Consider the following 23883-nt stretch of genomic DNA (forward strand, 5'->3'; position numbering starts at 1 on the left):
CCCTGATTGACTGGATTCAAGGGCGGTATGAATGAGCGGTTAATTCTGTGACAAAAGGTGTTATCCCCTTCTGAACCGGTGCCGGAACTGCCAGGGACTCGTCTATGCTCAGGTCATGATCAAGGGGGAGCGCCCTCAGCGGCCGGGTGTGGTGACATTCTCGGTGGTGCTGATGTACATCGGTGGCATTGCCCAGATCCTTCTCGGGATCCTGACGATCTTCCTGCGCTACACCCCGGAGGCCCAGTCCGGAGGCATCGCCCTGCCCATCACGTTGCTCGGTTCCGGAATGATCCTGTTCGGGCTGTTGGTGATCGGGCTTGCCTCTGGAGTGGCGCGGGGAAGCAGCGCGGCACGCCGTGGCGCAACGGCGGTCATGCTGCTGGGGCTGGTCTTTGCCGTGTTGGACCTCATCATTGCCGGGGATGGAGACTGGTCGGCCGTCATTTCCCAGTCCATTGCCACGGTCGCCGTGCTGGTGCCGCTGTGGGTGGGACGCGGACGCCGCTACTTCGAGACCCGCTGATGCAGTGCCTCCTGGGCATCCCGGTAGGCAACGCGGCGGTGAACGAAGCGGACGATCTCAATCAGCGCGATGCAGGCTGCCGACGTTCCCAGGACGAGTAGTGCCGTAGGCAGTGTTGGGTCGGTGAATTGCAGGAAGTCCCGGGCGATCGGCACGGAATAGACCAGCACCAGTCCGATCATCATGGCGCCGATGACCAGCCCTTTGAAGCGTGTGACCGGACGCGAGAGCACCACCAGGATCCAGATGCCGATGATCGTCAGGATGAGGGTTGACCCGGTCCTGATCTCCGCTTCCGGGATCTGCAGGTTCGCGGCGAGGCGGGCGTAGGAGGCAAGCCCCAAGGTCACGGAGACACCGGCCGGTACGGCGAACGTGAGTGAGCGTCGAAGGAAGCCTGGAATGTAGCGCTGGGCGTTGGGCAACAGGGCCAGGAAGAACGCCGGAATGCCGATGGTCAAACCATCAGTGACTGAGAGCTGCCGGGGAAGGAACGGGAAAGGCAGCAGGAGAATGCCGAAAGCGATGGCCAGGAACGTGGCATAGGCGGTTTTCGTCAGGAACAACATGGAGACGCGCTCAATGTTGGCGATGACCTGCCGGCCTTCCGCCACCACACTGGGCAGGTGCGAGAATTTTCCGTCCAGGAGCACCAACCGGGCCACAGCCTTGGTAGCTGCAGCACCGGAGTTCATGGCGACGCCAATGTCCGCTTCCTTGATGGCCAACGCATCGTTCACGCCGTCGCCTGTCATGGCCACCGTGCGGCCTGCGGACTTGAGCACCACCACGATCCGCTTCTTCTGGTCCGGGGTAACCCGGCCGAAAACCACGTGGTTGTTGATGATCTCCAGGAGTTCCTGGTCGTCATCCGGCAGTTGGCGGGCGTCAAAGCCGTGGGGCGCATCGAGCCCTACCTCCCGGGCGATGACGGCTACTGTCTGCGGGTTGTCACCCGAAATGATGCGGACATCCACGTCTTGTGCCGCGAAGTAGGTGAGCGTCTCCGCAGCATCAGGGCGGATGTTCTCCTTGAAAGTCAGGAGCGCAACCGGGACGGCGTCTGTTGGTACGGTCTCGTCATCGGTGGGCGTGCCGTGGGCCAGGACCAGTGTGCGGCGGCCGGTGGTGGCCAACTCTGTGGCCTGGTTGGCGAGCTGCTGCCGCAAAGGATCAGTGGAACTGTGCCCGGGGAACACCATTTCAGGGCCGCCCAGGATCCACATTCCGTCGTCGAAAATCACCGCGCTCCATTTGCGCGCTGACGAGAACGGCACCCGGTCTGTCGGTGGCTCTGCGGGTGGCTCCGTGAAATGCCCGGCAAGGCTGCGGGCCGTGGCGTTTGCGTCGTTCTGCACCCCATACCAGGAGAGCACGGCCTCCCAACCAGGGCGTTTGGCCAGGGGATGCGCTGCGTCGAAAACGATGTCGCCCTGGGTGAGGGTGCCTGTTTTGTCGAGGCAGATGATGTCCACTCGTGCCAGGCCCTCCACAGCGGGAAGCTCCTGCACCAGCACTTGTTGCCGGGCCAGTTTCACTGCCCCCACGGCAAAGGTAATGCTGGTCATGAGCACCAGCCCCAGCGGAACCATGGCGACGACGGAGGCGATGGTCGCCGTCGCCGCGTCCCGCCACGCTCCACTCGCCGAGGCCTCGGCCCACCCGCCCTGCGCGATCATCTGGGCGTTCAGGACCAACAACGCCACGGGACCCACGAACCAGGTGACCCATTTCAGGACGCGGTCGATCGAGGAGCGAAGTTCCGAGGCCACGAGCGAGAATCGTTTGGCTTCGGCGGCGAGGGAGTTGGCGAAGGAATCCGCGCCCACCCGGTCCACCACCGCCGTGCCTTCTCCGGCCACCACCACGGACCCGGACAGGACGCGATCGCCGTCGGCCTTTTCCACGGCGTCTGACTCCCCGGTCAGCATGGACTCATCCACTTGGAGGCCCCGTGATCCGGCCACCAGTCCGTCGGCGGGTACTTGGTCACCGGCCCGGAGGATCAGGGTGTCATCCAGCACTACGTCGTCCAGGTCGATTTCGCCCTCGGAGCCCTCGCGCATCACCCTGGCATGTGGGGCGTTCAGGAGGGCGAGGCGGTCCAAGGCACGTTTGGCCCGGTACTCCTGGACGCTGCCGATCACCGCGTTGGCCACGGCACTGAACCCGAACAGGGCATCCTGCCAGCGACCAATCGCAAACAAAACAATGAAGCAGGCCAGGATGATGCCGTTGAACAGGGTGAGCACGTTGGCGCGGACAATGCTCCACACACTGCGGCTGGTGTCCTGGACGAACGCGTTGGTTTGTCCTGCGGCAACCCGCTCGGCAACCTCGGCAGTGCTCAATCCCAGCGCCGAGGACCCCACTAGCCGGACGCCTACCCCTGGCAGGTCTTTGTCGTTTGGCACTCATGCCCCCATTGTTGAGCCGGTGGAGCGATGGGATTGAGTATGCCAGCCACGGCGGGTTATGTCGCCGTCGGCGGTGTCAGGCGGTGAAGGCGAGGTCCTTCTCGTGGAGCCTGTGGAGGAGTGGTTGACCCTGTGCGATGCGACGGGCTTCCTCGATGGTGCTGACAGCCATCCGCTCAAGTTCCATACCCAGCGAGCCTGCCAGATGCGGCGTCAGCAACACGTTGGGGTGGGTGTAGAAGCCCGAGTCCGCCGGGAGCACCCACGGCGTGGTGACGTCCAGGACGGCGTACAGGTCGCCTGCCTCGATGCGCCGGAGCAGCGCGTCCTGATCCACCAGTTCACCGCGGGCGGTGTTGATGAACGTGGCTCCAGGTTTGAAGACGGCCACCAGGCCCTGGTGGATCAAGTTGCGGGTGGACGGGAGCGACGGCGCGTGGAGGCTGACGACATCGGACGTCGCCACGAGCTCTTCCAGGGAGACACGTTCGACGCCGAGGGCCGCGGCCGCTGCATCGTCCAGGAACGGATCGGCTACCACAACCTGGACGTCGTAGGACTTCAGGAGCCGGATGACGTGCTTGCCGATCCTCGAGGCGCCGATGATGCCCACCCGTTTGCCGAAGTTGCCCATGTCCGGGAATACCTGGTCCGGCTCGATCCCGGTTTTCTCCGTGTGCAGCTTCCGGGCGATCTGGAGAACCCGCTTGTTGGCCAGCAGGATCATGGCCACGGTGTATTCGGCCACGGGGATGGAGTTGGCATCTGCGGCGGTGCTGATTTCGATGCCCCTTTCCCAGCATTCGTCGCCCACGTGGTGCTTGACCGTTCCGCCGGCGTGGAGGACGTGGGTCAACCGCGGGGCTGCGGCCAGGGCGGCTGCGTCCAGCCTCGGGCAGTTCCACCCGGTGATGAGGATGTCCGTCTCCGCCAGGAGCTCCAAGGAACGTGGGGAGGTGAAGTCCTCCATGGGCTCCGGGCTGAGCAGCCGCAGGCCGGAAGGCATGGTCTCCAACCTGCGCCGGGGAAAGACCCGGGATACGACGCCGGGACCCATGGCGAGCGCGACGTTCAGTGGAGTGGTGGTCACTTGACGCTCCCTGCGGTGAGGCCGGACTTCCAGAAGCGCTGGAGCATGATGAACGCCACCAGCAGGGGAAGGATGGACAACAGCGAACCCGTGATGACCATGGGCGTGAACTCGGGCTGCGGGACGGAGTAGCCCTGCCAGATGGAGATGCCGACGCTGACAGGCAGGAGTTGCTGGTCCTGGAGCATCACCAGCGGGAGCATGAAGTTGTTCCAGACGCCCACAAATTGGAACAGGGCGATGGTGATGTAGCCGGGCATCATCATGGGCAGGCCCAGGGAGAAGAACGATCGGACAGGTCCGGCGCCGTCCATGCGTGCGGCCTCGAGTGTTTCAGCCGGCACGTAGCTGGCGGAGTAAACCCGTGCCAGGTAGACGCCGAACGGGTTGCACAGGACCGGGATGAGGATGGCCCAGATGGTGTTGGTCATGCCCACCAGGGAGGCCAGGAGGTACATGGGCAGCACTGTGGCGGTGTTGGGAATCAGGACGCCCACCAGCACGAAGCCGAACAGTGAGTCCTTCCAACGGAACTGGAACTTGTCGAACGCATACCCTGCCATGACCGAAATCAGGCTACCGAAGACGGCACCCACGCCGGCGTACATCACGGAGTTGCCCAGCCAGCGGAAGAAGAGGCCGCCGTCCTGGTTGGCCACGTTTGCGATGTTCTCGAACAGGGAGAAGTTCCCCAAGGCATAGGCGCTGGTGCCGTAGAGGTCGGCTGCGTTCTTGGTGGAAGCGAAGACCAGCCACAGGACAGGAACCACCATGTAGGCGGAGCCGATGATCAGGAGGCCGTTGACCGTGAGCTTGCTGGCAAACCCACCGCTGCGGTTGGAGCTGCCGCCGTTGCTCCCGCGGGTGCTGCTGCGGTTAAAACGGGAGCCGTGGCGGCGGAGAGCCTGCTTGGAGGGAGTGGTGTTGCCGGGGCGGGAGAGTGTTGGGGTGCTCATGATTTGTTCATCCTGGAGCTAAGGCGGGTGACGGCCAGGGACAGGATCGCGGCCAGTCCGGCAATGATGATGGAAGCCGCCGCGGCCTGGTTGAGGTTGTGGCGGATGAAGGCTGCGTCATAGGCCCAGAGGTTGGGAACCCAGGTACTGGTGACTGATGCTGTGGCCTTGGAGATGATGTTCGGCTCCGTGAACAGCTGCAGGGTGCCGATGATGGTGAACAGCATAATGACGCTCAAGGCCGGAAGGATCAGCGGGAACTTGATGCTCACGGCGGCACGGATTTCGCCGGCCCCATCCACACGCGCGGCTTCCAGGATTTCCCGGGGCACGGCCTGAAGAGCGGTAAAGAGGATGATCACGTTGTAACCGGTCCATTCCCACACACCGATGTTCACGATGGACGGGAGGACCATGTGCGCATCCAGGAAGTTGATCTGGATGCCGCCGCCCTGGAGCGCCTGGACCAGCGGGCTGATGCCCGGAGTGTAGAGATACGCCCAGATAAGCGCCGCAATGACGCCCGGAACGGCGTGCGGAAGGAACACCAGGAGCTGGAACAGTTTGCGGGCCTTTGCCACCGTCGCATCCAGGAGGAGGGCAAAAATCACGGCGCCACCCACCATGCAGGGAATGTAGATCAGGCAATACAAGCCAAGGCGGGCGATGCCCTCCATGAACGTCTCGGACTGGAAGACCTGCACGTAGTTCTCAAGCCCGACGAACACGGTCTTGGCTTCCCCAAAGCCCAGTCCGGACTTCTGCTGCGAGTGGAAGCTCAGCACCAGGGAGTAGATCACCGGTGCGATCATGGCGATCGCGAAGACGGCGAAGAAGGGGACCAGGAACAGTGCGGCAGTCCGTCCGCCGGTTCCCGCCAGTGCACGGCCTCGGCGGCGCACTGTGGTGGTGAGGGCCTGGGTGGCCATGGGATTCTCCTAGCTGGGAGGGGGCCTCCGGAGAGGCCCCCTGCCTGTGTGGCTACTCGGTGACGGAGCTACTCTTTGGCGGAGTTACTCTTTGACGGACAGGCCGGCCTGCTTCAGGCTGGCCACCGTGGCGTCCTGGGCGGTATCGACGGAGCCAAGAATGGTGCCGCCGGTGGTGAGCTTGCCGTAGGCATCCTTGAGGGCGGTGTTGGTGACGTCCCAGTTGGGTCCCCACTGCCAGCCCGGGGTGATGGTGCCGTACGCCTTGGTGAAGACCTCGTAGATGTCGTTGCCGAAGTAGCTGGCGTCATAGGCCTGCTGGGCCACGGGCGTCAGGCCCGGGAAGGCAAGGTACGCGGACCCGGTGTTGCCGCGGGCCTTGATGGCGTCCTGGTTGGTGGTGAGGAACTCGACGAACTTGGCGGCCGCGGCCGGATTCTTACTGCTCTTGGTTACGTTGAAGCTGGAACCGCCGTAGAACGCACCGGATTCGTTGCCCCAGTTGGGCAGTTCGGCAGCGATCCACTGGCCCTTCTGGCCGCTGGCCTCGGTGCGCTTCTGGATGCCGGTGGCGCTCCAGTTCGCGCCCACTACGCCAACCACCGTGCTGTTGGCGAGGTCCAGGCTCCACTCGTCGCTGTAGGCCTGGGTGACCTTGACGATCTTCTGGTCAATCAGCTTCTGCCAGTAATTGGCAACCTTCTGCGTTGCTTCGTCGTTGACTCCGACTTTCCAGCTGTCGCCTTCGGTACCGAACCATTTCGCCCCTGCCTGCCAGGCCAGGCCTGCGCTCGCCGCTACCTCGTTGGGGTTGAAGCTGGCCAGATAGGAGTCAGGCGCTACGGCCTTGAGCTTCTTGCCGGCCTGTTCGAATTCGTCCCAGGTCTTAGGGACCTCGACGCCGGCTTTCGCCAGCATGTCTTTGCGGTACCACATGAGCATGGGGGCTGCGTCGTACGGAAGGGCGTAGGTCTTCTCGCCGAACTGGACCAAAGCCTTGGTCTCGTCCGTGAGCTTGTCCACTGTTTCGGCCTTGTTGATCAGGCCATCGAGCGGAATGACCTGGCTGTTGCTGACGAACTGCGGCAACTGGGGGTATTCGATGGTGGCGACATCCGGGCCGTTGCCGGCCGTGATGGCGGTGGAGAGCTTTGCGTAGCCACCGTTGGCGCCGTTGGGGATGGTTTCGAAGCTGACCTTGATCTTGTCCTGGCTGGCGTTGAACGCCTCAGCCACCTTGTCCATCCCGGCCAGTGAGGACCAGAAAGTAATGGACCCTGAGGGATCTTCCGTGGGGGTAGGGGCAGCGGAGGTGCTGGGGCCGGTCCCGCAGGCCGCGAGCAGCAGGGTGCTTGCGGCCAGGCCGGCCACCCCTGCGAATAGGTGACGACGCTTCATGGTGTTCTCCTTTGAAGACTTGCGATGCGAAGAGGGAGGACATGTGGTTGGGGCCACACGGTGATGGATCCATGTAATCCGCAAGTTCGAACATCTTCAACGTTTCAAACAAATTCAAACATTTCTCCTTCGAAGTTTTGCTGAGTTCTTCAAGGAATCTCATAGAGAGTGGTTCCACATATTTGTTTGAACGAACAGAAAAGCTGGACGCTGTCCGTTCGGCGCTGCTATGAATTCTGGATACCCGAACGGCGACTCATCAAAGTCACTACCTAAGAACAGGGATTCCAATGGAGAAATCGAACATCAGCAGGCGGGCAGTCCTACAGGTGGGAGGCGCGGCTTCGCTCGCGGCGGCCTTCGGGCTGGCAGCCAGCCACCCGGCGTCGGCGTCTACCTTCCTGGGGTCCAAGCCCAAGGCGACCGAAATCCTGGACCTGGGTCCCGGCGTCGTACAGTTCTCCCTCATGAGCGGGCTGCTGGTGGGCGAGACGCTCTACATCGGTTCGCGGAACCTGGATCCGGTGCGCATCGTGGCGTTCCATGTCCCCACCGGCAAAGTCACCGGTGTCACCGAGCTGGAGAACGGTTACGCCATCCAAACCCTGGCCGCCGACGCGTCCGGTCGCTACCTCTACGCCGGCGTGCTGCAGAACGCCACCGGCCCCAAGCCGAACCTGTTCCGGTGGGACCTGTCCAACCCGGGCGCGAAGGCCACGCCCGTGGGGCGCATCGGCGACCGCGACGTCCGCGACCTGAGCGTGGCACCCAACGGTCGGCTCTATGCCGTGGGTGGCGGCAGCGGCACGGCGCCGGCTCTGTGGGAATACGATCCCGCCACCGGGCTGGTCTCCAATCTGGGCATTCCGGACGCCGGAGCCACCCTGGCCCGTGCAGTTGCGGCCACGGATTCCACCATCTTCTTCGGCGCAGGAAGCACGCTGGGCGGCGGAGGCAGCGCCAGCAGGGCGTGCCTGTACGCGTACAACCATGCCGCCAAGACCTTCACCAATGTCACGCCGGCCCAGATGGTCGCAGACCCCAGTATCAGGGACCTCGCGATTGTGGGGGACAAGGTCATGGTGAGCTCGGCGGCGTCGACGTCCACGTCCAAGATCGCCGCCGTGAGCGTGGCCAATCCGTCCTCGTCGGCAGTGGCAGTGTCCCAGGGGAAGACCGCCAAGAACTTCGCCGCGATCGGGGACAAGGTCTACTTCGCCAACGAAGCCGGGCTTCTGGCCTACTCACTTTCCGCCAACACGGTTTCTGCGGTGCCCTATCAGGGCCCGTTCCTGGGCGAGATCTGGGGTGTTGATGCCCTGAACGGCAAGGTCCTGGTGACGTCCGCGTTTGGGTTCGTGGCGGAGATCGATCCCACGTCCGGGACGTACAAGACCACCGACCTTGGCGACGCCGGTGCGCCGTCGGATGCACAGGAAGCCATGGGCCTGGCAGCCGGTGGCGGCCTGGTCTACGTGGGCGGCAACGGTGTCATCTCGCGGCGGTCGCTGAAGGACGGAAAGGTCACCAATATGACCGTTCCGGGTGAGGCGAAGGACGTCGTAGTGGTGGATAACGTCCTCTACACCGGCCAGTACAGCTCCCAAGGCATCTGGAGCTACGACCCCCGCAGCGGCCAGCCCATGAGCCAGGTGGCAAAGTTCTCCTCCGAGCAGAACCGCCCGTTGGACGTCCACTGGGATGAGGTCAACAAGCTGGTCCTTGTCTGCGCGCAGGCGGACACCGAAGGTGGCGGTTCGCTGTGGACCTACGATCCCGCCACGGGCAAGTCGGGCTTCTTCCTTAACCCCATCGACAACGTTCAGTTGGTGCGCGCCGTGACAGCGCGCGACGGCGTGGCTTACCTGGGCGGCGGAAAGCCCGGTACCGAGGGGCCCGGCACGGTTGTGGCCTTCGATCCTGTGGCAGGCAAGGAACTGTGGCGCCTCGATCCCGGGCTGGGTGCCGGCATTTCCGCCTTGGCGGTGCAGGGCAAGTACCTCTACGGGATTGTGCGGACCGGACGCGTCTTTGTGATCGACCTGCCGAAGCGCACGCTGGTGCACCAGGCAGACATCAGCTCGGTGTGCCGTGGATTCGCCGCACTGGTGACCAACCGCGGCGCTGTCTATGGTGTGTCGGATACCAACGTTTTCCGCTTCGATTCCAAGACCTTCGAGCTGGCCACCGTGGTAGCAGATATCGACGGCGGCTGGTACAGCGGGTCCCACATCACCAATGACGAAGACGGCTACCTCTACACCATGCGTGGCCGGAACGTGGTCCGCATCGACGACCACCCCCGGCGGTAGTGGCTGGCGTTGCGGGGCCTGCTCTGCGCGCTCTGGCGAGTGTTTTACGCGCAGAGCGGGCCCCGCACCGTTGTTTGTATTCGGTCATTTATGCTTGTTTGAACATTGGGATTCCGGAAGAGGATTGGCATGCTCAGCGGGGAACGCCACGAGAAGATACTCCGTGAGTTGGAGCTGCGCGGGACCCTGACCGTGAACGATTTTGCCGAAAAGAGCGGCCAGTCCACCATGACCATCCGCCGGGACCTTACGCAGCTCGCTGCCCAGGGCCTGCTGCGGAGGGTCCATGGCGGGGCAGTCCGGATGGTGGTGGAGCGGCCTGGCGACACCGTCCACAGGAGGCCGCGCCAGCCGTTGGCCACCTTGGGCCTCATTGTCCCGACCACCGGCTACTACTTTCCGGAAGTCATCCGCGGCGCGGAGGCTGCAGCAAATGCGCTGAACGCCCGCCTCATTCTCGGTGTCAGCAACTACTCGGCAGAGGACGAGCTTCGCCAACTCCAGCGCATGGTGGCCAACTCCGTGGATGGGATTCTCCTGGCGACAGCAGGCCCCCTTGAACCCGGTTCGCCCACCTTTGAGTTGCTGTCCGGGCTGCGAATCCCCGTAGTGCTCGTGGAACGTTCAAGCCGGGTGTTCGAATCCGTGATGTCCGATCACAGCTACGGCGCAGAGCTGGCCATCGAGCACCTTGCTTCGCTGGGCCACCGCCGGATTGGGCTGGCCATTGCCGCCAGCCCCACGGCCCCTTGGCTCCGTGAAAGCCATGAGCGGATGGTGGCCAAGCTCGGCCTCGACAATGATGCCCCCGTCATGGAGTACGTCCGGTCAGTGGTGGGTGCAGGCAACAACCAGAAGGAGTTTGCGAAGTTCCTCAAAGACTGCCGCCGGACCGATACCCACGCTGCCTTGGTGCTCCCCGATGAGGAAGCCATCACGCTGATCAACCTTGCCGAGGAGTCCGGCGTCGACGTCCCGGAGGACCTCGCGATCGTTGCCTATGACGACGAAGTGGCCGACCTCGCCCCCGTCCCCCTGACCTCCATCGCCCCGCCAAAACGCGACGTCGGATACGCGGCAGTGACCATGTGCATGGAACGCCTCGCGGGAAAGACTGGCTCCGCGGTGTCGCCCGCACTCCGCCGCGTAAGCCTGGCCCCGAAGCTGATCATCCGGGAGTCCACGGTGATGGGGGAGGACGCGGAGTAGGGGTTTGGTCTGATACGCGGCAGCATTCACTGCCGACTCGTGGATTTCAACGCGACATGTCAACATCCGTTCCGAGCCCGTTCCGGAGGGCAGCATCGTAGAGCAGACGACCGATGGCCAGGTCCTGCATGCCGATGCCGACTGAATTGAAAAGGGTGATGTCGTCGTCGTTGTCACGCCCGGCTATCTGCCCGGAAATGACCGCGCCGAGTTCACCCCGTACGTCGTCGAGCGAGATGGCGCCTTCGGACACGGCCAGCATGAGGTCGCCTGATTTCTGGACGGCCGTTTCCGTGCTGTCGACGAAGACCTTGGAACGACCCATCCCGGCCGAATCTATTTCGCGGTGGGTTGGCCGGGGGCGCGCCCCGACAGCATTGATGTGAAGACCCGGACGGAACCACTCGCCGTGGACCAGAGGCTCTACGGATGGTGTCAACGTGCAGAGGACATCAGCGGCTTCCACCGCTTCCTGAATACTGGATGCTGCCACGACCTCGATGGCGCGGTGCGTGATCCTCGCCTCGAAGGCTTGAATGGTGGCATTGGTGCGGGACCAGACGACAACCTTTTTGATGGGGAGCACGTGCAGCAGGGCTTCGACGTGGGCGATCGCCAGGGCGCCGGCGCCGATCAGGGCAAGTGTTGAACTGTCGGGTCGGGCAAGATGCTTGCTCGCCACAGCGCTTGCCGCAGCCGTCCGGACCCGGGTAGGAACTCTGCCATCGAGAAGGGCCAGCGTTTCACCCGTGAGCTGGTCCGCCAGCAGGATGCTTGATCGCTGTGTGGGAAGTCCAGCCTCACGGTTGGCAGGAATATCGGACAACAGCTTTACTGCCGCGAGCCGCTGTGTGTCGGCCAGCCCGGACATGAGCAAATACCGTGCGTCCGAAGACGGCAAGTGAAGGGACAGCGGAGCTGGCTGTTGGGCGGTTCCCCGTGCGATGTCGACGAATCCGCGTTCCACGGCGGAGATGGTTTCGGCCATGCTGGCCAGATGTTCAAGGACTGAAGCGGTGAGAATGAGGGTCATGGGCACCTTCAGGGATTGATCTGTGGAAAGTGGGATGGATTGCGCTCAAGGTATACCAAGCCGGAAATTGCCGTCAACCGCAAATGAAGAACGCCCCGTACTCACGGTGATTTTATTACGACTCGCAACGCCAATCTAACCGATCTGATGTGTCTGGTATACAAAAATAAGTCTGCAACTCCGCCGCTCAATCCAGGAGACTGGCATGGATGCCGAAGAGGTGGTGCGCGCGCCGAGACCCCGAGGCCCATGGTTCACCTCTTGCTACTTGGTATTCCAAGTTGTCCACTCGGCAAGTCTTCTTGAGGCTATAACCCGTTATTACATACGAAATAATCCGAAACTTTGTCTTCTTGCTATTGCCTGGGATACCAAAGCGTCCTAATGTGTGTGCATCTCGTCAACGTGACGATCGTCATAAAAGTGGGAGGTTTGGGTGCGGGACACTCTTATAGAGCGCGTACGGCTGGCGCATGAAACGGTGCCGGTGGACCTGCTCGTCCAGGACGGCCATATCGCTCGGATCCGGCCGTCCGGCGTCATCGACCCCGGCACTGCGGGCCGCGAGGACGGTGCTGGTGCGCTCGCTCTGCCCGGAATGGTTGACGCCCATTGCCACATTGACAAGACCCTTTGGGGTCGGGGATGGGTTCCCCATTCCGCGGGGCCCGTGCTCGAGGACCGCATCGCCAATGGCGAGCGAGGCCGCGCGGAGCTTGGCCTGCCGAGCCGCGACAGTATGTATGCCCTACTCGAGCAGATGGCCGCCACGGGGACGACCCTCGCGCGCACTCACACCGATGTTGATCCGGAAATCGGGCTCCACGGTCTCAAGCGCGTCGCGGGCGTCGCCGAAGAGTTGGCGGACGTGATCGACGTCGAACAGGTCGCGTTCCCTCAGGGCGGACTGCTGACTCGTCCCGGCACGGCTGAACTGCTCGAGTCGGCCCTTCAGCAAGGGTTGGTCGGATGTCTCGGAGGCATCGACCCCGCCGCGCTGGAGCGCGACTCGGTGCGTCACCTTGACCTGATCTTCGGGCTCGCCAAGACCTACGGCACCAGGCTGGACATCCACCTTCACGAACGCGGAACTCTCGGCGCGCACACGATGGAGCTCATCATCGAGCGAGTGCTGCGCGATGGGCTCGAGGGCAGGGTGGCAATCTCGCACGGTGTGGCCATCATCGAGGTTGACCACGTCCAGTCCGAGCGGATCTCGCAGGGCCTCGCGGAAGCGCGGATCTCCCTGCTGACCTCAACGGTCTACAACACGCCCGTTCTGCCGATTGCGGAGCTGCGAGGACGCGGCGTCAACATTGGTGCAGGCAATGACGGCGTGCGAGACCACTGGGGACCCTACGGAAACGGCGACATGCTCGACCGCACCTTCCACCTCGCTTATCGAAACGGTTATCGCACCGACGAACAGATCGCCGTGGCATTTGACGTGGCGGTTAGCGGCGGGGCGGTCGCCCTCGGGCGCGAACCCGCCCGGATCGAACCCGGCGCACCCGCCGATCTTTTCCTCATCGATGCCGCCAGCATCGGTGAGGCAGTCTCAGCCCGGACGCCTCGGCGGCTCGTGCTGAAACGCGGCAAAGTCGTCGCACGCCACGGGAACCCCCTGCGCAAGGGGTAAACCAGGCCCAGCGAGCGGGACCCTGCTCGCTTCTTCCCCCCAACCAGTTCCGCATCCCGCGGAACCCCGCCCGAAAGGCAAGAACAATGTCGTTCTACCGCACCACCTTTGTACGCCGCGCTGCAGCCATCATCGTGGCAGGCAGCCTCGCAGTGCTCGCTATCACCGGATGCGGCGTCTCCGGCTCCACGGCTACGGCCGTCGGGGAATCGGGGAAGCCCGCCGCCTTGGACGAGAAAGCGCCCCTCTTCGACCTGCTGCCGCAGAAGTTCAGGGACAAGGGGGTGCTTACCGTCGCCACACAGCCCGACTTCGAGCCGGCTAACTTCACCCCGGCCGGCTCCACCGGCATCCAAGGTTACAACGTCGATCTTATGGAGTTGATGGCGAAGCAGCTCGGTATCCCGGTCAAGTGGGAGAAAGTGCCATTCGATCAGATTCTGATCGGTATGCAGAGCGGAAAGTTCGACGCGGCGATAGCCGGGATGACCGACCGCAAGAAGAGGCAGGAGCAGGTCGACTTCATCGACTACCAGTGGGCCGGCACAGTCTTCATGGTGCAGAAGGGCAACCCCAAAGGCATCACGAGCGCCGTCGACGGCGGCTGCGGCGCCAAGATTGGCGACGTAAAGGGATCCGATGCCTACCGCCTCGTAGAACTAATGGCCGCGGCGTGTACCGCGAAGGGCAAGCCTGCCACCGAGCTCATTTCCTTCCCGAACTCGAGTGATAAGAACCTGGCGCTCACCTCTGGCCGGATCGACGCCATCTTCTGGCCCGACATGGCGGTCTCGGTCATCCAGCGCGAGACCGGCGACAAGCTCGAGTCACTCCCCGTCGACTTCGAGGAGAAGGTCTACCTCGGTATGACCTTCAATAGGGCGCAGACGGAGCTCCGCGACGCTTTCCTCACCGCCCTCAAGGCGATCCACGAGGACGGCACCTACGACGAAGTCCTCAAGCGCTGGCATGTCGAGGTCATCGACCTCGATGCACCGGGTATCAACCTGGCGAAGAAGTGATCATGTCTGACATCACGCACTCACCAGTCCCGACCTCAAACAAGTCGTCGCACTACGTGCGCAGGCCCGGCGACGAACCGCCCGTACAGGAGTCGCCGATCCGTGCGAAGCGGCGACCCCAATACGGCCAGATAGCCATAGGGTTCATCGCGATCGCGCTGCTCTTACTCTTCGTCCAGTCCCAGGCCCAGAACCCCAATATGGAGTGGAACGTCACCGGGGAGTACATGTTCAACCCGGTGGTGCTCCAGGGCGTCGGCGTAACGATCCAGCTGGCGATCTTCGCCATGCTTATCTCCATTGTGCTCGCCTTCGTCATCGCGTTGATGATCCAGAGCAACAACAAGGTCGTGAGCGTCATCGGACGCGCCTACGTTTGGTTCTTCCGTGGCGTCCCGATGCTCGTGCAGGTTCTCCTCTGGTTCAACCTTGCGGTGCTTTTCCCTGTAATCCTCGGACAGGATACGAACACCCTCATCTCGGGTTTCACTGCCGGCCTCATCGCCCTCTCGCTCGCCGAGTCGGGCTATATGGCGGAGATCATCCGGGGCGGCATCATCTCGGTGCCGACGGGCCAGACCGACGCGGGCGTGAGCATAGGCCTCACGCGCAACCAGGCCTTGGCCCGCATCGTGCTGCCCCAGTCGATAAGGGTCATCATCCCGCCCACCGGCAACCAGTTCATCGGCATGCTGAAGGCAACCTCCCTCGTGTCCGTGATCGGCGGCAGCGACCTGCTGACCCGCGTACAACTCATCTACGGCCAGAACTTCAAGATCCTGCCCCTGCTGATCGTTGGGGTGCTCTGGTACTTGATCCTGGTGACCATCGCTGGCACCGGCCAGCATTTCCTTGAGCGTCGCTTCAATGCCTCGCAGCCCGGGTCACGTCGTGCGCCCAAGAATACGGCGACGGCGACGACCACAACTCTTCGGACCACCATCGGAGGTGCGCTGTGGCGCAAGTAACTCCCGCAAGAACTGCGACTGACACCATGCTGCGCATCGACGGCGTTCACAAGTGGCTCGGGCACAATCATGTGCTCCGTGGCGTGGACATCGAGGTGCGAACAGGTGAGATCGTCTGCATCCTCGGTCCGTCGGGCTCTGGCAAGAGTACGTTGCTGCGGTGCATCAACCACCTCGACCCCGTAGACGGTGGCCTCATTGAAGTGAACGGTGAGCGCGTCGGCTACCACCTCCACGGCGAGCAGCTCTACGAACAGAGCGAACGACACGTGGCCAAGGCCCGCCAGCACATCGGCATGGTGTTCCAGCACTTCAACCTGTTCGGTCACATGACGGCCCTCGATAACGTCACTTATGGCCCGGCCCGAATCCTGGGTCGCCCGCGCAAGGACGCGGTCGCGCATGCGCGGCAGCTCTTGTCCAAGGTTGGCCTGGCCGACAAGGACGCCTCGTATCCGAGCCAGCTCTCGGGCGGACAGCAGCAGCGGGTGGCGATCGCCAGGGCGCTTGCTATGGAGCCTCGACTCATGATGTTCGACGAACCGACGAGCGCACTGGACCCCGAGTTGGTCGGCGAGGTTCTGCAGACTATGAGGCAGGTCGCGGAGGAGGGCATGACGATGATCGTTGTCACGCATGAGATCGGCTTCGCCCGCGAGGTCGCTGACCGAGTGGTCTTCATGGACCAAGGCCGTGTTCTCGAGGATGGTCCGGCACGCGATGTGCTCGACAACCCGCAGCACGAACGCACAGCGTCCTTCCTGAGCCGCGTGCACTGAGTCCGAATAGATAGAGGAAGAGAATGACTGACAAGAAATTTACCCTGAGGAACGTGCGCCCGTGGGGTGCCGAGGCTGCGGATATCACGATCAGCGGTGGCGTCATCACTGAGGTGGCACCTGCCTCGGGAACATCCGACGCCGGTGACCTTGACGGTGGCGGGTTGCTGGCCGTGCCCGGGTTCATCAACACGCACGCCCACGTCGACAAAAGCTGGTGGGGCAAGCCGTGGGTGCCGTACACCTATTCCGAGCACCCGACCGTCGAGGGCTGGATCGCGAACGAGCGCGCAGAGCGTGGGAACTACGACATCCCGAACGTGAATTCGGCCGTAGCGGTGCTGCGCGAGTTCCTCCGTCACGGCACCACGGCGACCCGCACGCACATCGACGTCGACCTCGGCATCGGGCTTAAAGGCCTCGAGTCCGTGCAGGCCGCGGTTGCCGAGCTCGACGGGGCGATACTGGTGCAGACGGTGGCCTTCCCGCAAGACGGCGTCTTGCGCAGGCCGGGAGTGTTGCGGCTGCTCGACGAGGCTGCTCAGGCAGGGGCGGATGCCATCGGAGGCCTCGATCCGGGAACGATCGACGGCGACGTCGAGGGGCAGCTCGACGGCTTGTTCCAGATCGCCGTGGAGCGCGGCGTCGGCCTTGATCTGCATCTGCATGACTTCGGCTCGCTCGGCGCCTACGAGTACCGTCAGGTGATCCGCCGCACCATCGACGCCGGCCTCCAGGGCAGGGTGAACATTTCCCACGGTTTCGCCATGGGCTCACTGCAGAAGAGCGTGCAGGAGGAGATCATCGAGGGGCTTGCCGAGGCGGGCATCTCGTGGACCACCGTAGCGATGAGCGGCACAGCGCCGTTGCCTTGGCAGCGGCTGCGGGAGCGCGGCGTTCCGCTGGGTCTCGGCACCGACGGCATCCGCGATCTGTGGTCGCCGTTCGGGGACGGGGACCTGCTGCGCGTGGCATTCGCCTTTGCACGCCTTCATGGGTTCCGCCACGACGATAAGCTCACCAACGCGGTCGAGTACGCGACCAAATACGGCGCGCCTTTCGTCGATCGGGAGCAGCACGACCTCGTCGCCGGTGCACGCGCCGACATCGTGCTCCTCGACGCCGAGAACGTCCCGGACGCGCTCGTGCGCTGCCCTCAGAGGCGGCTCGTGGTCTCCGCAGGCCGCGTCGTCACCCGCGACGGCGAAGTGCTGGTCTGACGCCACGCCCGCAGTGCCTGATCAAAATGATCTGGTGCTGCGGGCACGGCCGGCGCAGGTACCGCGCGACCCTCCCGCCACTATGCGCCCGGACTAGGACGGCGCGCATCAAAGAGCAGGCCGGGAATACTCACCAAGAGGAGCACACCATGGGAATTCTCTCCGTTGACCTTTTCATCACCCTCGACGGCGTGTATCAAGCGCCCGGCGGCCCGGACGAGGACCGTTCGGGCGGCTTCGAGTTCGGTGGTTGGCAGGCGGCATATTCAGATCAGGAAAGCGGTGACGCGATCGTCGCAGGCATCGATCGGATGGATGCGCTCCTGCTGGGCCGCAAGACGTACGACATCTTTGCCGGGTATTGGCCCACCCAAAGCGACCATATCGGCGAGACATTCAGCGCCCTGCCAAAGTTCGTCGTGTCCCGGACCCTGACCGACCCCGCCTGGCAGGGGACCTCGGCGTTGGCGGACATCGAAGAGGTAGCGGGGATCAAGGGCCGGTTCAGCGACATCCACGTCATCGGCAGCGGCGACCTCGCACGGTCACTGCTCGAAGCCGACCTCGTGGACCGGCTCAACCTGTACCTCTACCCGCTCACGTTCGGCTCGGGCAAGCGGTTGTTCCCGGACGGTGCCGGTGTGCCCGCTGCGTTCCGCTTGGCCCAGCCGCCGCAGGGGTTCTCGAAAGGCGCTGTTGCGCTCGTCTACGAGCGCGCGGGCGCACCCGTGGCGGGCATCGACATCAGCCAGGCGTAGCGGCGCACCGACTACAGCCAAAGAAAACAGAAGCGTTCGACGGCGGTACGCACCCGCCGTCGAACGCTTCTGTTTGTCTGCCCTAAAGTACCGCCGGTGCCGCGAGAGGTGAGCGCTGCGCCCGTCCGCGCACCACAATCAGGGCGATGACGCCGATCAGGATGTAGATCATGTTGGCAGGGCCCGCCAGCTGCAGGAGCGGGCTCTGTGGACCCGTGGCGGCCTGGTCGATTCCACCCGTGGACAGGAAAAGCGTGGGGTCGTAAAGCGCGTGCAGAATCATGGGCCAGATCAGATTGCCGGTGACCCGCAGCGTCAGGTACATGCAGATGCCGAAGCCGAACGTGAACACGATGGTCGCCAAGACTGTGACGATTGGCATGCCTGACAGGGCATTTGCAGAGTGCAGCAGCGCAAAGACCAAAGAGGACAGCACCATGACTACCCACTCGGACTTACCTGAATCGCGGAGCATTTTGACCACGATTCCCCGGGTGAGGATCTCTTCGGCAAAGCCCACCAGCAGCCCGGTGACGAGCATGAGGACCACCACCGATGCTTGGTAGCTGCCGTAGTTGATGCCCAGGAAGCGGAGTGCGATGGCGGCCACCAGGAAGAACGGTGCTGCCCACATCCACCAGCTTCCCTTGACGGGCTGGGGAGCGAACAGCGGTTTGAACCAGCCCACGGAGTACACGAACGCAGCAAGGGCCACGCTGCCCACAATCAAGGACAGAGTCAGGCCGACGAAGACGCTCTGAGGCGTGCGGAAGATGTCCTCGGCCACCACTTGGTCGCCCGCAACGGTCCCGATGACTAGGCCGGCGCCCAGATAGATCGCCATATAGAGCACGGTCAGCAGGATGGCCCGCCACCATCCACCCTTGTCCCAGAATGCTTTCCAAAGCGATGAATGGACGGTCTGGTCCACGAAATGCCCCCTTGAGTCTGCGGGACGAAGAATAGTCCCGTTTAGAAATCTACTGCACGTAGATCTTGCGCCGATCGCCAGGCGTGCCGGTAGTACTCGGCGTGTGCCAGGCCAGCGGCGGCTGCCTCGTCGATGATCACAGTGGCACGCGGATGCTGCTGGATCACTGAGCCCGGCACGGCGGAGGAGACGGGTCCTTCCAACGCGGCTGCAACGGCGTCCGCTTTGTTCGCTCCAAACGCGAGAAGGACCAACTGCCTGGCCCGGAGGATGGTCCCGAGGCCCTGGGTGATGCAGTGGGTAGGGACCTCCTCCGGAGTGCTGAAGAACCGTGCGTTGTCCCTGCGCGTTTGCTCGGCCAGAGCCTTGATGCGGGTGGTGGAGGCCAGGGAGGACCCGGGCTCGTTGAACCCCACATGCCCGTTGGACCCGATGCCCAGGATCTGGATGTCGACTCCACCCGCTTCGGCGATCATGGCTTCATACTCTGCTCCGGCGTGGGTGATGTCAGGGCCGGTGCCTCGCGGCGTCCACACCTGGTCCGGGTTGAGGCCCAATGGCTCCACCACTTCGCGGGTGATCACTGAGCGGTAGCTCTCTGGGTGCTCCGGTGGGACGCCGAGGTACTCGTCCAAGGCGAAGCCACGCACTCCGGAGACGTCGATGGGACCCTCCGCGACAGCTGCTGCAAGCGCAGCATAGGTGGTCAGCGGCGTAGAACCGGTGGCCAGGCCCAGCACGGTGGCGGGGTTTGCGATGATCTGCTCCGCGAAGATCGACGCGGCAACGCTTCCTGCCTCGATGGGGTCGCGGACAATGATGACTTCTGCCATGGGTTTTCCTTTGAGTAACTGGTGAAAAGCGTAGTTAGTCGGCGGCGATCGCCGCGCCGACAGAGCCAATGGAGAGCCCCGGCGGAACCAACTGGACACGGTCCCCAAGCGCCAGGCCGGAAAGAAACGGGGAGGGAGCGCTGAACCGGGCAAGCTCCCGCTGGATACCGCTGAGAAGTGGCTGTCCCAGGGCGTTCAAGCCGCCGCCAATGTAGATGGCGGAGGGGTCGTACGTCAGCCCAAGGATTCTGATGGCTGTGGCAGCACCTTCAAAGAACCGCTGCTGAACAACTTTGGCGACGGGGTCGCCGTCGAGCGCTGCCTCAAAAAGTGAGACGGCGGGCCACTGGCCGTCGCCCCTCCACTGACGGGCAATGCCCGAACCTGATGCGATCAGTTCAAGGCAACCTGCCTGGCCGCAGGGACATTCCTCGCCCTGCAGCCCGAGGGGGAGGTGCCCAATTTCGCCCGCGGCTCCGGACGTGCCACGGACCACGACGCCGTTGCTGACGTAGCCCGCGGCCAACCCGGTGCCGAGATTGAGGTAGGCACTGGAACCGGAGGCATCGGCCAGCAAGTAGTGGGCGCCGATGGCGGCGGCATTGACGTCGTTCTCCACCGCTACCGGCAGTCCCTGCTCAGCTGCCACCAGGTTGCCGAGGTCCACGCCGGCAACGCCGACATTCACGGCATTGGCTACGTACCCGGACTCCGTATTTACCGTTCCGGGGATGCCGATGCCCAGCCCGGACACGGTGCAGTCCGCCAGGTTTTCCGCGCCGCGCAACTCGTCGAGGACGCCAAAGAGCGAGCTGAGCAGCGCTTCATTCCCAAATCCGGTGGGACGGCGGACGGTGTGCAGGACCGTGCAGTCCTGATCGATGGCGACCGCTTCGATCTTGGTGCCGCCAATGTCGACGCCGATCCTCACCGTTTGCGTAGCTGAGTGCTCAGCCGGGTGCGGGGCGGGCAAGACGGGGGTGGAGCTCAGTGTCATCAGTGATCTTTCGGGGTTGGCACCCAAGTAGGTAGCAGCAGATGCCGTTTTGGGTGCTCAAAAGGGCATCTGCTGCTACTTAGTTGGGTGAGAGGGGGACGGGACGGCCGGCTTCCAGGCTTCTGTTGGCGGCTTCCACGATCGCGACAATGCTGAGGATCTCCCGCAGCGGTACATTCGGTGTCCCGCTGCGGATGGAATTCACGATCCCCTCCAGGAGGCCAACCAGCATGGGCGGGCCGGCTTCGATCGAGAACTCGGAACAGCCGCCCTCGGATTCGATGCGCCCTATGGTGAACGGGCTCCACGCCGCTTCGCCCGTCATGGCGACCTCGCGTCCGTCTCCCCACCGGACCGTCACCGTGGTGGCGCCGTCCGTAGGACCCGGCCTCCCGGCGTCGACCGTTACAGTTTCCGGGCCGGCACCGAGCGCGGCCACCGCGAGGTCCACCAGATGCACGCCGTACCAGGCCAGGCCCGGGTGGCCGGGCTGGGTGGGGAGGGGGCCGTCCAGGGAGACAGAGTGATACGGCCCTCCGGTCAGCGCCGCTTGGAACTCCGGGGTGAACCGCTTGGGGGACCCGGCCAGGACCAAAGTCCCGGAGGCCTGGGCCTGGGCGAGCATGGTCCGGGCCTCAGCCAGGGTGGGAGCGAACCGCGTGTCCACATAGATCGGTTTGCCGAACCGCACCACACGCTCAAAGTAGCGTGGGTGCGTCCGCGCATCCGAGGACACGATCAGCAGGGCGTCGCAGGCCTCGGCCACCTCTTCCGGCGAATCGCACAGGGTGACGCCCAGTCCGCTCACCTCGTCGGCAAAGCCGTCGATCCGGTCGCGGCTCAAGGGAAAGTCCGACGCCGATTCCCCCTTCCAGGCGTGCGTCACCGTGCCGCCGGGGACAACGCCGTCGGAACCGTTGCCGAAGAGGCGGGTAAACGACGGCGCGTGCGGGGAGTCGACGCCAATGAGGCCGAAACGGATAGGCGCAACAGGCGTCATCCCTTCACCCCGCTGTGCGTGATGCTGGCGACGATGTGCTTCTGCAGGAGGGCGAAAATCACCAGGCAGGGGATGAAGCTGACCAGCGTTGCGGCCATGACGTTGGACGTGGAGGCTGTCTCGGTGTTCAACGTTGCCAGGCCGACGGTGAGCGTCCGTGCCGTGTCCGATTGGCCCACGACCAGCGGCCAGAGGAGGTCGTTCCAATGCCAGAGGAAGACGAAGATGGCCAGGGTTGCCAGGACGGGCCGGATCAGGGGGAGCACGATCTGCCAGAAGGTCCGCCATTCGCCGGCACCGTCGATCCGGGCGGCGTCGAACAGTTCCTCCGGCATGTCCCGGACGAACTGACGGATGAGGAAAATTGCCTGGGCGTTGGCCAAAGTGGGCAGGATCAGGCCCCACAGGGTGTTCACGCCGCCCATCTTGGAGATGAGGATGAAGGTGGGGATCAGCGTGGCTTGGACGGGCACCATCATGGTGGCGATGATGGCCCACAGCAATGCGTTACGGCCGGGGAACCGTTTGCGGGCCAAGGCATAGGCGGCCATGGAGGCCGTCAGCAGGACAACCACCACGGACACCGCCGAGTACAGGAACGAGTTCCAGAGCCAGAGCGGGAATTCGCCCACGTTGAAGATGCGCACAATGTTGTCCAACGTCAGAGACGACGGCAACGCGTAGGGGAGCGTGGGGGCATCTTCCGGGGAGAGGGCCAGCACGGCAACGGCAATCAGGGGCGCCACCGTGAAGAGCGAGATCACTGCCAGCACCCAGGTCAGGGTGCGTTGGCGGCGCTTTTCGGTGCTGCGGCGGGGGCTGCGCGGGGCGGGGCCCGTGGCGGGCCGTTGCCCAGCGGCGGGAGCAGGCAGAGTGGCAGTCACTTGGAGTCCTTACCTTCGAAGAAGCGCTGCTGGATGAGCGACAGGATGAGCACGATGACGAACAGCACCACGCCAATGGCCGAGGCATAGCCGAAGTCGAAGAACTTGAATCCTTCATCGAACAGGAAGTAGATGAGGCTGTGACTGGCCCGGGCGGGTCCGCCTCCAGTCATGACGTAGATGGTGTCGAAGACCTGGAATCCGACGATCGTCTCGATGACCAGGACAAAGAACACCACGGGCTTCAGCAGGGGCAACGTGACGTACCAGAACGATTTCCAAGCGCCGGCTCCGTCAATACGCGCAGCCTCGTGGACTTCGGCCGGTTGTGCTTTGAGCCCGGCCAGGAAGATCAGCATGGAGTAGCCGAACCCTTTCCATACGGACACCACGGCCAAGGAGAGCAGGACCAGCAGTTGGGGCCCGGACGTGAAGGGGACGGGGCCCATGCCCAGGCCAACCAACGCTGCATTCAGCGGACCATCCGTTGAGAAGATCCACGTCCAGATGATGCCGGCCATGACGAAGGAGCTGAGGTAGGGGATGAACAGCAGGGCCCGGAAAGTCCCGGTGAACCTGACCAGTTTGTCCAGGAGGACGGCGCCGGCCAGCGATACGGCGATGATGAACGGGACGAAGATCGCCACGTACAGGAACGTCACCTTGAGGCTTTGCCAGAAGTTGGGATCAGCAGCCAAGCGGGTGTAGTTGTCTGCGCCCAGGAATTCGAAGTCGCCGTTGAGGCTGTACTCGGTCAGGCTCATGGCGCCGGCCCCGAAGATGGGGAGGAACTTGAAGAGACCGAAAATGACCAGGGTGGGCAGGACGAAGAGGATGCCGGCCAGTGCCTCGCGGCTACGGGCCTTCTTGGCCCCAAAAGGCTTGAGCGGTGACGCCGTCAGCTCTGGATGTCGGCCGGCCAGCGTGGTTCTGGTGCGGGTGTTTACAGACATGGGGTGACCAATCGGTGGTTGGGCTGGAC

21 protein-coding genes are annotated in these 23883 nt (G+C 63.6%); 9 read left to right on the plus strand and 12 right to left on the minus strand.

Translation table 11 applies throughout. From position 1 onward, the window contains the following. The first annotated feature begins 115 nt into the window (after window positions 1–115). Window positions 116–526 (plus strand): hypothetical protein, encoded by a 411-nt coding sequence (locus tag RQH14_RS19815; RefSeq protein ID WP_311214839.1) that lies wholly within the window; start codon window positions 116–118, stop codon window positions 524–526. Here the strand turns inward: RQH14_RS19815 and RQH14_RS19820 are convergent. The 5 genes from RQH14_RS19820 to RQH14_RS19840 form a co-directional block, all read right to left on the minus strand. Further along, window positions 508–2940 carry an HAD-IC family P-type ATPase gene (locus tag RQH14_RS19820; RefSeq protein WP_311214840.1) on the minus strand — a complete coding sequence of 811 codons (2433 nt, stop codon included), beginning with the start codon at window positions 2938–2940 and terminating at the stop codon, window positions 508–510. The genes RQH14_RS19815 and RQH14_RS19820 overlap by 19 nt on opposite strands. 79 nt (window positions 2941–3019) lie before the next feature. Further along, on the minus strand, window positions 3020–4033 hold the full coding sequence (locus RQH14_RS19825) for a hydroxyacid dehydrogenase (RefSeq protein ID WP_311214841.1): 1014 nt from the start codon (window positions 4031–4033) through the stop codon (window positions 3020–3022). Beyond that, window positions 4030–4989, minus strand: a complete 960-nt coding sequence (locus RQH14_RS19830; RefSeq protein WP_311214842.1) for a carbohydrate ABC transporter permease — start codon at window positions 4987–4989, stop codon at window positions 4030–4032. Before RQH14_RS19830 ends, RQH14_RS19825 begins: the two co-directional genes overlap by 4 nt. Next, window positions 4986–5918: a carbohydrate ABC transporter permease gene (locus RQH14_RS19835; RefSeq protein ID WP_026547885.1), complete on the minus strand. Its 933-nt coding sequence runs from the start codon at window positions 5916–5918 to the stop codon at window positions 4986–4988. The genes RQH14_RS19830 and RQH14_RS19835 overlap by 4 nt, the downstream gene beginning before the upstream one ends. An 84-nt stretch (window positions 5919–6002) precedes the next feature. Continuing rightward, window positions 6003–7316, minus strand: a complete 1314-nt coding sequence (locus RQH14_RS19840; RefSeq protein ID WP_311214843.1) for a sugar ABC transporter substrate-binding protein — start codon at window positions 7314–7316, stop codon at window positions 6003–6005. 290 nt (window positions 7317–7606) lie between these two features. Here RQH14_RS19840 and RQH14_RS19845 point away from each other — a divergent pair, with 290 nt between their 5' ends. Together RQH14_RS19845 and RQH14_RS19850 are read left to right on the plus strand one after the other, a co-directional pair. Further along, entirely contained in the window at window positions 7607–9628 is a 2022-nt protein-coding gene (locus tag RQH14_RS19845) for a hypothetical protein (protein ID WP_311214844.1), read from the plus strand. Window positions 9629–9757: 129 nt separating this feature from the next. Continuing rightward, entirely contained in the window at window positions 9758–10837 is a 1080-nt protein-coding gene (locus tag RQH14_RS19850) for a substrate-binding domain-containing protein (RefSeq protein WP_311214845.1), read from the plus strand. Window positions 10838–10883: 46 nt separating this feature from the next. Here RQH14_RS19850 and RQH14_RS19855 read toward each other — a convergent pair whose 3' ends face one another. After that, window positions 10884–11870 (minus strand): ornithine cyclodeaminase family protein, encoded by a 987-nt coding sequence (locus tag RQH14_RS19855; protein ID WP_311214846.1) that lies wholly within the window; start codon window positions 11868–11870, stop codon window positions 10884–10886. A gap of 436 nt (window positions 11871–12306) precedes the next feature. Here RQH14_RS19855 and RQH14_RS19860 point away from each other — a divergent pair, with 436 nt between their 5' ends. The 6 genes from RQH14_RS19860 to RQH14_RS19885 all read left to right on the plus strand — a co-directional run bounded on the left by RQH14_RS19860 (window position 12307) and on the right by RQH14_RS19885 (window position 18256). Beyond that, window positions 12307–13509 (plus strand): amidohydrolase, encoded by a 1203-nt coding sequence (locus RQH14_RS19860; RefSeq protein WP_311214847.1) that lies wholly within the window; start codon window positions 12307–12309, stop codon window positions 13507–13509. A gap of 86 nt (window positions 13510–13595) precedes the next feature. After that, a complete protein-coding gene (locus tag RQH14_RS19865; RefSeq protein WP_311214848.1) occupies window positions 13596–14531 on the plus strand; it encodes an ABC transporter substrate-binding protein in 936 nt (311 codons plus the stop codon). Between the two features lie 2 nt (window positions 14532–14533). Then, entirely contained in the window at window positions 14534–15499 is a 966-nt protein-coding gene (locus RQH14_RS19870; RefSeq protein WP_311214849.1) for an amino acid ABC transporter permease, read from the plus strand. Beyond that, complete coding sequence (locus RQH14_RS19875; RefSeq protein ID WP_396136282.1) at window positions 15487–16278, plus strand: amino acid ABC transporter ATP-binding protein; 792 nt, start codon at window positions 15487–15489, stop codon at window positions 16276–16278. Before RQH14_RS19870 ends, RQH14_RS19875 begins: the two co-directional genes overlap by 13 nt. A 23-nt stretch (window positions 16279–16301) precedes the next feature. After that, window positions 16302–17498 (plus strand): amidohydrolase, encoded by a 1197-nt coding sequence (locus RQH14_RS19880; protein ID WP_311214850.1) that lies wholly within the window; start codon window positions 16302–16304, stop codon window positions 17496–17498. A gap of 149 nt (window positions 17499–17647) precedes the next feature. Then, window positions 17648–18256, plus strand: a complete 609-nt coding sequence (locus RQH14_RS19885; protein ID WP_311214851.1) for a dihydrofolate reductase family protein — start codon at window positions 17648–17650, stop codon at window positions 18254–18256. An 82-nt stretch (window positions 18257–18338) separates the two neighbouring features. On the opposite strand, the gene RQH14_RS19890 is transcribed toward RQH14_RS19885, so the two are convergent. The 6 genes from RQH14_RS19890 to RQH14_RS19915 form a co-directional block, all read right to left on the minus strand. Next, window positions 18339–19187, minus strand: a complete 849-nt coding sequence (locus RQH14_RS19890) for a CPBP family intramembrane glutamic endopeptidase (RefSeq protein WP_311214852.1) — start codon at window positions 19185–19187, stop codon at window positions 18339–18341. A 41-nt stretch (window positions 19188–19228) separates the two neighbouring features. Then, window positions 19229–20020, minus strand: a complete 792-nt coding sequence (locus RQH14_RS19895) for a glucosamine-6-phosphate deaminase (RefSeq protein ID WP_311214853.1) — start codon at window positions 20018–20020, stop codon at window positions 19229–19231. Between the two features lie 34 nt (window positions 20021–20054). Further along, complete coding sequence (locus RQH14_RS19900) at window positions 20055–21017, minus strand: ROK family protein (protein WP_311214854.1); 963 nt, start codon at window positions 21015–21017, stop codon at window positions 20055–20057. Window positions 21018–21096: 79 nt separating this feature from the next. Beyond that, a complete protein-coding gene (locus RQH14_RS19905; protein WP_311214855.1) occupies window positions 21097–22017 on the minus strand; it encodes a gfo/Idh/MocA family oxidoreductase in 921 nt (306 codons plus the stop codon). Beyond that, complete coding sequence (locus RQH14_RS19910; RefSeq protein ID WP_311214856.1) at window positions 22014–22901, minus strand: carbohydrate ABC transporter permease; 888 nt, start codon at window positions 22899–22901, stop codon at window positions 22014–22016. The genes RQH14_RS19905 and RQH14_RS19910 overlap by 4 nt, the downstream gene beginning before the upstream one ends. After that, a complete protein-coding gene (locus RQH14_RS19915; protein WP_311214857.1) occupies window positions 22898–23854 on the minus strand; it encodes a sugar ABC transporter permease in 957 nt (318 codons plus the stop codon). The genes RQH14_RS19910 and RQH14_RS19915 overlap by 4 nt, the downstream gene beginning before the upstream one ends. Window positions 23855–23883 lie beyond the last annotated feature (29 nt).

Source organism: Arthrobacter sp. WCS2018Hpa-7 (genome assembly GCF_031843805.1).
Lineage (GTDB): Bacteria > Actinomycetota > Actinomycetes > Actinomycetales > Micrococcaceae > Arthrobacter.